8 protein-coding genes are annotated in these 13,119 nt (G+C 46.7%); 5 read left to right on the top strand and 3 right to left on the bottom strand.

The features are described from left to right. Positions 1–74: 74 nt before the first annotated feature. From KQI64_RS06795 to KQI64_RS06775, 5 genes are all read left to right on the top strand, one after another. A complete protein-coding gene (locus KQI64_RS06795; RefSeq protein ID WP_216523955.1) occupies positions 75–911 on the top strand; it encodes an AraC family transcriptional regulator in 837 nt (278 codons plus the stop codon). Next, entirely contained in the window at positions 912–1,778 is an 867-nt protein-coding gene (locus tag KQI64_RS06790; RefSeq protein WP_216523954.1) for a helix-turn-helix domain-containing protein, read from the top strand. An 87-nt stretch (positions 1,779–1,865) separates the two neighbouring features. Then, positions 1,866–9,452 (top strand): InlB B-repeat-containing protein, encoded by a 7,587-nt coding sequence (locus KQI64_RS06785; protein ID WP_216523953.1) that lies wholly within the window; start codon positions 1,866–1,868, stop codon positions 9,450–9,452. A 15-nt stretch (positions 9,453–9,467) separates the two neighbouring features. Further along, complete coding sequence (locus KQI64_RS06780; protein ID WP_216523952.1) at positions 9,468–9,623, top strand: hypothetical protein; 156 nt, start codon at positions 9,468–9,470, stop codon at positions 9,621–9,623. A 65-nt stretch (positions 9,624–9,688) separates the two neighbouring features. Beyond that, positions 9,689–10,588: a leucine-rich repeat protein gene (locus KQI64_RS06775; RefSeq protein WP_216523951.1), complete on the top strand. Its 900-nt coding sequence runs from the start codon at positions 9,689–9,691 to the stop codon at positions 10,586–10,588. Positions 10,589–10,652: 64 nt separating this feature from the next. Here KQI64_RS06775 and mobQ read toward each other — a convergent pair whose 3' ends face one another. From mobQ to KQI64_RS06760, 3 genes are all read right to left on the bottom strand, one after another. After that, entirely contained in the window at positions 10,653–12,335 is a 1,683-nt protein-coding gene (gene mobQ, locus KQI64_RS06770; protein WP_216523950.1) for a MobQ family relaxase, read from the bottom strand. 128 nt (positions 12,336–12,463) lie between these two features. Then, positions 12,464–12,685: a DUF3847 domain-containing protein gene (locus tag KQI64_RS06765; RefSeq protein WP_216523949.1), complete on the bottom strand. Its 222-nt coding sequence runs from the start codon at positions 12,683–12,685 to the stop codon at positions 12,464–12,466. Beyond that, positions 12,682–13,119, bottom strand: a 438-nt coding sequence (locus tag KQI64_RS06760) for an ATP-binding protein (protein ID WP_216523948.1), incomplete at its 5' end; no start/stop codon positions are given. The genes KQI64_RS06760 and KQI64_RS06765, both read right to left, overlap by 4 nt.

Raw genomic sequence — 13,119 nt, 5'->3', positions numbered from 1 at the left:
TGAATAATAACTGAACTTATGGTATACTATTTATCGAATAGGAGTATACTCTGTGAAGAATTTGCGCTTTTTGAATGGGAGAGGAAGATGTTTTGGACAGTGAATTCGAGTTAATTCGGTATAAAGACAATCTTCCCGCTCGGATTGAAGAAAAGCAAGGTAATATCAATATCCCCATACACTGGCACAAGGAAATAGAATTGATTTATGTGTTGGAGGGGAATTTGAGTATCAATGTTAATGGTGCGTTCCGCTCACTTGCTTCGGACAGCTTTTTGCTGATTAACTCAGCAGAAAATCACAGCATGACTGCCGAAAGTGCAAAATGCCTGATTCTCGATATTTCTTATGAATTTGCGCAGCAATTCGACAGCGGATTATATCATTCGATATTTGAGGTTGTCGCCGGCAGCGGCGCGGAGGAGGAAATACATAATTATCTCTGGCAGTTATCCAAAACCGTGAATGAGAATGAGTTACCGGTTTTACGGCAATTTTCCCTGATTACGGAGATTATGCATGTGCTTTTAGTTCAGTGCAGGCATGAAAATCCGAACGCTTTGAAAGAAAACAGTAATATTCAATCGCGTCATGTCAAATTAGCAATAGAGTACATTGAGCGGAATTATCGTGAGGAAATAATAGAGAAATCCTTGGCTAAGTCGCTCGGAGTCAATCCGGTGCATTTTGGAGCAATTTTTAAGGAGTCAACCGGAGTGTTGTTTACGGACTATCTGATGAAAGTCCGCTTGAAGCACGCTATGGATGCGCTGGAGAATCAACACATGTCTATTGAGGACGCTGCCAAGGCGGGCGGATTTCCCAGCAAACGCACATTTATCGCAAAGTGTAAAAGAGTATACGGCATTACGCCTTTTCAATTATTAAAGCAAAAACGGGAGGTGAAATAAATGAGTATTGTACAGCAAACAATCAGATATGACAAGAATCTCCCTGCCCGAATCAGGTTGAGGGACGGGCCGATCGACGAAGAATCAGGTGAGCCGCACCGTCACAATGAAATTGAGCTGATTTATGTTGACAGCGGTAAGCTGCAAGCCACGATCGACTATCAGGAGCACGAATTCACGACAGGCGACGTTGTTGTAATCGGCTCCAATACGGTTCATTCGCTCGAGAGCAAAAAAGCGCGGACGCTCACTGTGCATTTTTCCTATGTATTTGTCAAATCATTTTTCAATTCATTTGAAAGCTTTGATTATGTTTTGGAGGAAGGCTCGCAGGAGCGGCGAGAAATGCAGTTTCTCATGCAAAAGCTGCTGGCGATCGAGCAAAACACCTTTGACGAGTACAGCGCATTGAAAAAGTATTCCGTACTTTTAAGAATGCTGCGCCTGCTGCTGACACGGTGCCGCAGAGAGAAGCCGCCCGTTGTGTATGACAAGCGGCGAAGTCTTGAAAGTGACGCGATCGCGGTGAAGAATTACATCGAAGTCAATTTCCGCCGCAAAATCATGATTTCGGAGTTGGCGGAGCTGCTTCATTACAGCCCGAATCAAATCACAAATTATTTCAAGCAGCTGACAGGCAAGCGCTTCACGGATTATCTCAACTTCGTGCGTGCCGAGCATGCGTTGGAGGATTACCTCACCTACGATATTCCCGTGGGCGAAGCGGCGTTGAAGAACGGCTTCTGTCATTACAACTTCTTCTCAAAGGCGTGCAACAAGTACTACGGCGCAAGCCCGACGGCGATCAAGAGAGCCCGTCGGGAGCAGCAAAGTACAGCAAATATGCCGTTGGTCAGAACGGCATGATTCCCATCTATCAAATTCTCAGGAATTTGTTTATATAAATAAGTATATAAAATTTCTTATATATAAAAGAAATGGAGGTAAAAACAAATGAAAACGAAGATAAAACGTCACTATCGTTCGGTTGTGTCGGTTTTGCTGTCGGTTTGCATGCTCGTTTCATGTATAGCAGTCGGCTTGATCGGTACAGACGCGGCTAGGGTTGACGGCGAAGAAGTCGGCGCGACAAAGTATTATATTTGGGTGTCTGATAACGGTGGCAGCAGCAGTAGCAATTATACCTGTCTGGGAGCTTCTCCTCAGAGCTTTTCCGCATCTAAGGGCAAGAACTACTATATAGCGATCAGCACATCGAGGACGGATATTAGCTCGGGTTCAGTGTGGCTGACCGGTGCGGATTTCGATGGACTTTCCGTGTCCAGTAAGGGAACGCAGAGCTTTGACAGCAAGCAGGCATACCGTTTCTCGCTGTCAGTCGCCGATACGGTTACGGTTTCTTACTCATCCGGTTCAAAAGTCACCGTAACGGGTACCGGAGCGACAGGTACCGATGCTTGGTATCTGTACGGCGATAAGTTTGGCGGCTGGTCATGGACGACCGCTTCAACCGACCTTACTGCCCTGACAGAAGATTCCGCAACACACTATTATTACGCGGTTCACACGGTTCCGAGCTCGGGCAACGATCGTTTCAGAATTTATAACACAAACGGTAATAAGCATTACAAGCCGGCTTCAAGCACGCAGCTGACCTCGAGCCATAATTCCCAGGCAAACGGCGTTGAGGCAACCGAAGGCTGGTCAAGTAACTACTTTGGCTTGGAAAGCAACTTTGCGGGTCAAACCGTCAGAATATGGTTTGATACAAGCTCGAAAAAGGTTTGGGTCACGCCCAACACCTGCACCGTTACCAGGGGAACGCAGACAGGCGGTACCGTGACGGTTGACGGAAAATCATCCGTGACGGATCTTCCCGCCGACGGAACTGCCACTGTTGACCTTGTGGCAACTCCAAGCACCAACTACCACTTTGTAAATTGGGTCAGCAACGAAAATCTGCAATATGCAAACCAGACTTCCGCGAGTACCACCGCGACTGTTTACGGCACAGCGACAGTCACCGCGGTATTCGCGTTGGACACCTACGCGGTAACGCTGACAGACGGTACGGGTTATACCCTGTCGACCGATCAGGATGACAACACTGCGGTAGCATACGGAACGCCGGTCACCGTCACCGCGACGCCCGGTTCACTTTATAAGATCACAGCCATTACGGTAACGCCGACAGCAGGCGGTGCCGCTGTTGCGACTGAAACGTATGCGACCAATGGTGCACAAACACTCAGCTTCACCATGCCTGCGGCGGCTGTTACCGTTACGGCGACCGCCACTCCGTTACCCAGCCATAAGATTACTTACGGCATAACAGACGATAGCGATGAGGATTCTGGCTATGTTTCCGTCGGTGAGCAGTATAACTCTGAGTCAGACGAGATGAAGCACACCATTGACAGCGGCGATCCTGTTCTGGAGACCACCACGGTCAACTTCTGCGCAAGACCGGCTGCCGGCTATAAGTTCGTCGGTTGGTATGACGCGGCAGAAGGAGGCACGCTGCGTAGCACCTCTCAGGATTATTCCGTTACCGGTCCTTCCGGTGATTATTTCGCGAGGTTTTCTAAATTTGCAATTGCAGAAGAAAACAAAATAAAAATCCTTGTTAAATCTGCAACAAATTCAAAACAGTCATATGCTTATGGCGGCGTTACTGATACCGGAACAAATATCACAAAGACTGATGCGAATGCCATTACGTATAATGGCGATACATATTACCTTGTAGAATATACTTATACAGGATCAACAGCCACTAGTTTTATTTCTAGAGATAGTAGTTCTTGGAATTATCAATCTAAAGCGCAAACCGGAATGGTCAAGGGCAAAGTATATGTTGTTACATGGGATGGAACTGGCAAGTACAATGATCAAAGCGAAACGGCAACTGAGGTTGACTATACAAAGTTTAAGGTGTATTACCCCATAAAATACTACGTCAACAACCCCGATGAAGGTGCGGCTTCGGTTCATTCGGAGATGTTTGTGGAAGCGGGAACGTCCAACACCGCGACGTTTAACCACACGCCTGACGATACCGATACCACAAAGGTAAAGAGAACCAGCGAGGGCTTCAACGGCACCAACTACACGGATGACGTAACAAAAGATAGCACAAGCACAAGAACTATGCCCGCTTCTTATCCCGAGGGCGGACTGAGCTTTACGGTGGAGTTTATTGAGAAGGATAAGTATGCCGTCACCTTTGACACAAACGACGCGACAAAGGGTACGGTTACTGCCAAAGTAGGCGACGTCGCGATTGCCAGCGGCGATTTGGTCTATGAAGATCAAGAAGTCGAATTTACAGCAACTCCCGTAACCGGCAAATACTTCAATATGTGGTCGGGCGACGCGTCCGGAACCACCACTCCCACAACCCTCACCGTCGATTCCGCGGCGATCAATGTCATCGGTAAATTCCGCGACCCGGGATATAAACTATACATTAACAGTGGTGGTGGAAAATATCACACGATGGTAGAAATTGCGGGTGGACTTTACATGTGCACCCAAAAGCAGAAAAAGAGTAACTGGTTCCAGATTTACAGGGAAAGTGACTCAAATTATTCTCAGAAACAAGCAACAATCAATGGTTACGGTCGTGATAAAGCTAAGACTATTGCTTCGGATCAGTGGTCTAGTACTTCTAATTGGAGCACTAAAGCTCTTGCTCTTAATGATGATTCGCCATTTTCTTCAACTGACGATGCAAACATTATCTTTGACCCTGCGACCGGCGATGTTTGGGCGATTAAAGATGCAGAAATCAAGTCTGTAACCCTCAACGACGTCGACCACGGAACCGCTACCGTTTCGTATGGCGGCGTAACCATCGACGAGGGCGAAACGATTGAGGATATCTTAGTCGGCGAATCGGTTTCCATTAACGTCTTACCCGAGATCGTCAATAAAACGCCCTACACGATTGATACCGTTACTGGAACCTACGATACGAGCAGCACGGCAACAATCACGGGCGGCGGAAACGCGCGCACCATGACCATGCCCGCCGGCGATACTACAGTGAGCATTACCATGAAGACGGCGCCGCCGAGAACGGTGTACTTCAATAACTACTATTCCAAGTACCCCATGGTATCGGCGTATGCGTGGTACGGTACTCCCGACCAGACTGAAAAGACACTTGAGCCGCTCGGTATCTGGTCAGGTCAAACCATGACCAAGCTCGACAATACCAATACATGGTCGGTTCAGGTTCCCGAGGGAACGCCTTACATCATCTTCGTCGGTAAGGGCGGCAACACCAACAGCAGCGACACGGTTGGCGGTGTGGCATACTACCACATCACCATTCCGTGGGAGAACACAAACCCCATGTACACTGCCGGCTCCAATCAAGCCAGCCCCACAACCAACGGTACATGGAAAAATTACAAGGCGCGTAATAATGAGCATGCGGTTTATAACGGCTCCACCATTACCTCCAGCGTGTACAGCTCCATTAAAGCGACCTTCTATGACTATTATGTAGATAACGAGCTCGATGGTTCGGATGGCACGAAAAATTGGATCAGCGGCATTAAAGATTACAATTCAACCGGTCCGGTACGAGCCGATTATAGTACAGGTAATGGTAATGATTTCAAGTGGAACCCTTATAAGACATTTAACAAAGCATTGTCGGATCACGCGACCGATTTCGGTGTTACCTATCCTTTGTATATCGGTAATCTGAATTTGGTTTCAAAGGACGGTGGGACCCTGTCTATTGATAAATGTAACCCCGTCGGAACAGGCGAAACCAAAGAAAGTGAAATTATTTCGGGCTATACAAATTGGAGCACCACAACTTTAGCCAATAACTCCGGTTATCTTTCAGATGGATCAACAGGTGTAACTGCGGTTACCGGTTTGACGGGCAAAACGCTTGCCGGTGACAATATCCATTATTATCAAGCAGGCGCGGAAAACGATAACGGCGCTGTGATGGCGTATTTTGACGAGGACTTCCTCTCCGGTGAAAACACACAGGGAGAAACCCTTGCTGAGATTCTGCGTTCCGAATCCTTCCCGATGCATATTCATAATAAAACGTATGACGGTACCGAGTATCAGTATTATGAGTATGACAGCACGGATGGTAACGATAACGCATTTATCACCAAAAATGCTACCACCAATAAATATGAAATCGATTATTACGCGAAAGCCGCATCAGGTAATAAGTTCGTTAAATCAGCCAATGATAAATTCGGATTTTTCCCGTTTGACTATGCTCAGGCGTCTAACTCAGGCGGACTGGCGAAAGACCTCGGCTTCGGCATGAAGCTCGAAATCCCCTTCACTATCAACGAAGGCGGTCTTATCAAAACCGTTGCGAACGGCGGCACAAATGTTGAAGATAACCACCAGAAGTTTAAATTCTCCGGAGACGACGACCTGTGGGTATTTATCGACGGTCACCTCGTTCTCGACCTCGGCGGCGACCACAGTGCTACTACGGGTGAAATCGACTTTGCCGATATGGAGGCAACAGGCGACAGAACTGAAAGCATTGCAAATGGTACAGGTGGTGCAGTATTAACACCGAATACCACATCTTTCGGTACAGACGGAGGAACAACATGGTTTGACAAAACCAAGCCCAATGTGATCCACACGATGACCATCTATTACATGGAGCGCGGTATGTTTAGCTCCAACCTGCAATTCGGCTTCTCGTTCCACCCCGTTCCCAACCTCCTTACGGTTGACAAAAAGGTCAGAACCAACTACGTTAACTCCGGCTTCTTTGAGACAACGACAGCCAACACCGCAAAAAACAGCAGCAGCACAGCTTACAAAAACGACCAGGGCGCTGACATCACTCAGTTTGAGCACACCTATCAGGCGGATTACGTCAGCACAGATCTTGGCGTTACCGTACCTTCGGGTGAAACCCTTAAAACCGAGCAGTTTACAATTAATCAAAGCTCTGACGGAATTCACACCGGAAATACGGGAATAACATACGCAATAGGTTCATCTGATTATACGCCGACCTTAGGAAACGGTAATTCGTTCAGCTATCAGTTGTATAACGACCAGGGAGCCAATTTCATTCAGCAGTATGACGGCGGGCAAAAGATTACGGTATCGGAAGGCATTCCCGAAGACAGCTTGTACCATTACTACAAATATGGGGATACATTGCCGGACGGCACAACATTCGAAAATCCGTTCTCGTATACAAACATCGCCCAGCTTGATGCTAACGGTAAAGAAAAGTCGCTTGGACATGATTATGTCGGAGAAATTGACGGAAAAGAGACGTTTAGAGTAACTATGCCGAGCGGTACCGGTGGTATGGACGATATACGAGTAAGGGCACGCTTTACCAACCAGATGAAGACGCATGACCTGACGCTGGTCAAAAACGTTAACGACAGTAACCCCAATGAATCCTTTACCTTTGTCGTCAAGTTCAAGTTCGGTAATTATGACTTCCAGCCGTATAAGCTGTACTGCGTTGTTGACGGACAAAACCAACAGATGAATGAGAACGGTGAAATTACAGTCAGACACGGTCATTCGGTCATCATTCCGAAGGTTCCCGAAAACGCGATCGTTGAGGTCAGCGAGAAAATTTCCGGCTCCTCTGACTATGCCTTTAATGACATCACCATTACCGGTGCTGAAACATGTGGCAGCGTGTTAAACGGCAAGCAGTTCAGAATGGGTACAACCGATGCTACCGCTACCGTTCGCAACACCAAGAGTGAGCTTGAGATCACGCACTTCCTGCATCCTGATTCTGCCGGCACAGCGACTTGCACTGTTTCAGCTAAGGTTAAGAACGGCGGTAATACTGTAGAGTCTTATCCGGCAAGCGGAACGGCTAACGATATCACAATCGATCCGACGTATATCAAGAATGATTCCAATTACACCCTTGAAATCACGCTCACAACCACTGGTATTACAGATCCATATGTTTTCAGCGAATTCTACGAGCAAATTTATTCAGCCATGAACGTGCTGAATGATTCAAGCGGTACCGGTCTTGACCTTGATGCAACCGTTACGGTTAATAAATCAACACCGACAGCACCGACTGCTACGATATCTTTCGCGATCTCTAAGCTGTTTGACAGTACGACCAAGGGTCAGAAGGTCAGCGTAATGCCGTTCTACTCTAAGCTGGAATACAAATATAAGTACGATTTCACTTATAAATTCACCACACGTAAGCTGATTAAGGACGGCAAGATGTCTAACGACACCTTGTGGGGCGATCAATCCTATAGGTCGACGGGTTCGTTCACAAATGAAGAGGTTAAGACATATCTTGATTTAACCGGTGATAATCCCGTATTCAAGGCTGATAAATCAGCTGAATTCCTCGCTGCGAAATCTCCCTACGAAACAAACTTCATGGAAGACTTGACTTGGACATTTACAGGTCAGACGATTTCGTATGATCCCGAGACATTTACATTCAGCTGTGAAGATCTTACGGCCGGTCAAGACCTTGATACAACCATTCATGTAAGCTTTATGATGCCGTTCGAGTATACTCTTGACACGTCAACACCAAACAAATATACCTTTGCTGTCACAAAAGAAAATGACACCGACAAAGAAGTATACAAGGATTATGACGATGTTACTACTGTGCGCCAAACTATCAACATGGACTTCCTTGATTGGTTCTCGCTCAATGATGTTCATAATCAGTCGGAAATGACAGAGGATAAACAGCCTGAGCTCCTTAAGGTTCCCGATGTGCTGTATAACGAGGCGATCAATCCCGATCAGAAACGCACGTTCAGGTATTGGGAGTACTATACCGAAAATGCTGACGGCGATCCAGGAGTCTGCTATCAGAAGAGCTATTCTTCAACTCTGAACCAGGCGATTTATCAGAACACCATTTTGAAGCCTGTTTATTCAGAAGAGAAGGAAATGTCTGCACAGGAACAGAAAGAGGTAATGTCTGATAAGACCGCGTCCATCACCTTCCTCGGCACGACACGTGACCAGTGGAACTACGGCGGCGGCGGCGACGCTAACGGTCTTTGGGGCAACTCTAAGTTCGGCGACAGAATCTTTACTGACTTTATGCTCAGCTTTGAGTATGAAGGCAAGCAGATTAATACGATTATAAATTCCAACTTTAACACCGGCTTAATTATCGAAACCTTAGATGTCGGAGATATCACCGATCTTGAGGACGATTGGGTTGATACCTATCAGTCTAAAAATGGCGATGGTACAGAAGCAGCGAGAACTAAAATAAAAGCTACCACTGAGGATACTGCAGGAACTGCAACGGCAGGAAGCTACATGGTTTCGTTTGTCAATAAGAGTAAGCTTGACCCGAGAAACGGCATTGAGTATTACTACGGTATTGCAAATGTCAGCTCAACAACAAATCGCGGTAACGATACTTACACTAAAGCAACAACCCGCAGAAACTTTGGTTACAGAGCGTATTCGTTCATCAAGTATGGTACGGGAGATTCAGCAGAAGTAATTATCAGCAATCCGGTTTACTTTACGATTTACGACATTGCTACAATAACCGACGGTTCCAGGCAAGCTAAGGCTTCCTAAAGGAGGAATGTGAAATTGAAAAAAACCTATGATGAGCCTTCATTTGATTTGGTGAAATTAAGTTTTTCAAGAATTATGGATGGCGATGGAGATGACATCGGAGGCGAACAAATTCGCCTAAGCGGTTTGGCTACCGGTGCAGGCGGCGGCGCAGCAGGCGGCGGCGACTAATCCTATACAACTTTCGCAGGCAGTACAATCTTGTGCTGCCTGCACTACTAAAAACGGTGATTGATATGAATAAAATAAAAAAAACAGTTCTGCCGTTCACCATTGCGGCTATGCTGTGTATAATGTCTGTGTTTCAAATCAACGCAGAAACGATTTATGAAGTAAACGGATATTCTTATACAATCATTAATAATTCATCTGTTTCGCTTTATGCCTGGGACTACAGCTCAGATACGCTTGTGGTTCCTGATTCATTCGCAAATCGTTATGTAACATCTATTTCGGGCAGAGCGTTTAAGAACGATTCAAATATGACAGCGGTTGATTTTTCCAATGCTATTCACCTTGAGCTGATTAGCGTTGAAGCATTTTACAATTCCGGTTTATCGTCAAAGGTAACGCTCACACCGTCTATCACAACAATTGGTGTACGCGCATTTGAAAACTGTCAGTTTTTGCCTGAGATAGATATTCAATCAAGCGCAAAAACAATACCGGAACAGTGTTTTAATTCCTGTGCTTCGCTTTCAAAGGTTACGCTGAACGATTCGGTGGAAAGCATTAACAGACTTGCATTCGCAAATTGCCCTATGCTGGAGTACATTGTAATACCCCAAAGCGTGACAAGTATATCTACTATTGCTTTTTATAACTCCCCTAACCTCACCCTCGGCGTATGGTACGGCTCATATGCTCACCAATACGCCAAGGACAATAATATTCCTTTCAAGATCCTTGACGAATTTAAGCTGGGAGACGTGGACACCGACGGCTATGTTAATATCAACGATGTAACCTCTATTCAGCGTAATCTTGCTGAACTGGAAGACTTTAATGAGCTTCAAGAGTTAGCAGCAGACGCAAACCGCGACGGCGTTTTGGATATTTCCGACGCGACTGCAATACAGATGTTCCTTGCCGAGTATGAGATTCCCTATCCGATCGGAGAGATAATAACACAATAATTTCAAGAGCAACAGGCAGAAATGCTTGTTGCTCTAAATTTTTTGCTGTCTGCTCTGTGATATTTTACTTGGTGAGACCGGAAGTTTTACTACGCGGTTGTTCGTGCTGACGATATTCAAATTCTTTCGCGGCGGCTAAATCAATCGAGTCGTTGAGTGTTCTATCAGTTTCATGAATCGCGGTGAACAAGCTTCTGATACTGAAATTCTTTCCATAGGCGGATTGTAATTTGTTCTCAGCGGATAGCTGTTTTTCGGGACGGATTCTTAAACGCGCGGCGGCAAATTCGCCTTTATCAAAAGCTGCTGATTGTTTTTTCAAATCCTTGTATCGCTGAATTGCCTTGTTGAGCTTGGAGATGTTCTTCTTCTCGGCTTTGGCCAAAGTGGCGAGGGCGGTTTCGATTTTAGTGATTTCGCTCTGTACCTTTAGAACGCCGTTATCATCGGTGCATTTCAATTCTTTGAGCAGGCGCAGCTTTTCGGATTTCAGTTCTTCGAGCTCTTCTGTCAGCTCGGCGATTTGCCGGGATAAATCGCGCTGGATTGCTATCCGCAGGACGGGAGTGGACTTCTTTTTGTTTTGAAGTTCCTTCCGTTCTTTTTTCTTGGCTGTGATTTGCTCGCCGACGGCGGTGTATCTGGCTAAGGTTGCTTTTTCAGCTTGAATAGTGCGCTTGCCTTCCCGACTGACGGCGTTGCCGATTTGAATATGATAACGCAGGACAATCATCTTTTCTCGCAGCGTTTCCATCGCCTCTGCAAGGGCAGGGAGCGTGTTTTTGACGGTTTGCGAGATTTTCTTCATGGCAGCCTTTAACTCGCGGAGAAGGGCGTTATCTGCCTTTATTTGACGGTTGATTGCGCAGCGGTCGGCGACAAAACCTTTTTGCTCAATGGTTCGGGCAACGTAACCCTCGTGAATGGTCGGCTGTTCGTCAAGTCCTCTGTCGGCGTGGCTGCGGTGGTCGATGTGCGCGTCGGAGTGATTTGCTTCATCAAGATGTTTGTTTGTGATCTGCGCCCACTGCTCGCGCCATACGACAAGCTGCTCGTCGCTGTTCCAACGGGCGGCGATCGGATTCTGTCGCCCGAATCTGGTGCTTTTCGGATATTTATTGACGCGTTCATAGCCGTGCTTTTCGGCTTCTGACGGCGGCATGTACACCTTCTTTTTGCCGACAAAATATTGATATTGCTTCTCCCATCCTTTCGATTTTGCTGACACAAATTCCGAAGAAGTGAAGCCTTTTTCTTCGCCGCTTTTGACACAGAGATATTCCTTTTCGGTCTTGTTCTGCCACTTGCCTTTGTCGTCCAAAGGTCTGACCGTCAGCAGAATGTGCGCATGGGGATTGTGACCGTCGGTGTCGTGAATGGCGATGTCGGCACACATTCCGTCTGCAACAAAATTTTTTCGGATATACTCCATCAGAAGTTTTATCCATTGCATTTTGTCGAGCTCGATTGGCAGGGCAACGACTAATTCGCGTGCGAGTCGGCTGTCTTTGGATTTCTCGGCAGCTTCAACCGCGTTCCACAAAACGCTTCTGTCCGTCCATTCGGGCGGCGCGTTTTTCGGCAGAAAAATCTGTTGCCACACAAGCCCTCTTTTTCGCGTAAAGTCATGTGTCACGCCGTCGTATTCGTTGTGGATTTCGGAGCAACTCATATATGCGGCGGCTGCAACAGCGCTCCTGCCTGAGCCGCGGCTGACGGCTTTTGCTTCTAAATGATAAATCGCCATAATTAGAATCCTTTCACAAAATAGGCTTTCAATAAGCCGTAATCCCTCGGAGAGCGCACGGCTGCCGCGATGGCAGTACCACCGCCTGTTTTACAGGTGGTGAGTAAGTGCGCCCTTCGGGAAATAAATCACGGCTGCCTGTTACCAAAATACAAACGCTGTAACAGAAAATTCTTGATTTCTTCCGGATTCATGTGCTTGATTTCGGGTAAGACACTTTCCAGAATTGCGCCGACCTGAATCAATCTCCGTGTCCGTGCTTTTCGCTCCTTTTGGCGGTTTCGCGCCTGCGCTTCTTCCAGTCGATGCTTTGCCTGCAGCAATTCCTTATCGTTAAAATTGTTATTCATAAATCCTCCTTTTCAGCAGTCAGCAGTTTGCGTGCCGTGCTCAAAGTATCCGCCGCGTTGAGCTTTCTGATGTTTTGATTGTTCACCTTGAGCGGCACGCAGCGCTCCAAAATGCGGTCATAGATTCGAGCGTGCGCTAAGCTCTTTGGGTGTTTTAGCTCATCCAGTGTCAGATTAGTTGTGACGATCAACTGCTTCTTACTGCGGTAGCGGCTGTCGATGACGTTGAATAACTGTTCCAGCGCAAATTCAGAATTGCGCTCAACTCCGAGGTCGTCGATAATCAGCAGACTGTAGCTGTTCATGCTATCGATGTATTTGTTGCGATCTTCGTTGAACATGGCGGACAGTTGGTTCAGAATTTTTGAGAAGTTCGTCATCAAAACGGGTACGCCGTTTTCAATCAATGCGTTGGCAATACAGGCGGCAATGAA

The organism is Lachnoclostridium sp. MSJ-17, assembly GCF_018918205.1.
In the GTDB taxonomy this organism is placed as follows: Bacteria; Bacillota; Clostridia; order Oscillospirales; family Acutalibacteraceae; genus Ruminococcoides.
This window is presented reverse-complemented; position numbering and strand designations above follow the sequence as displayed.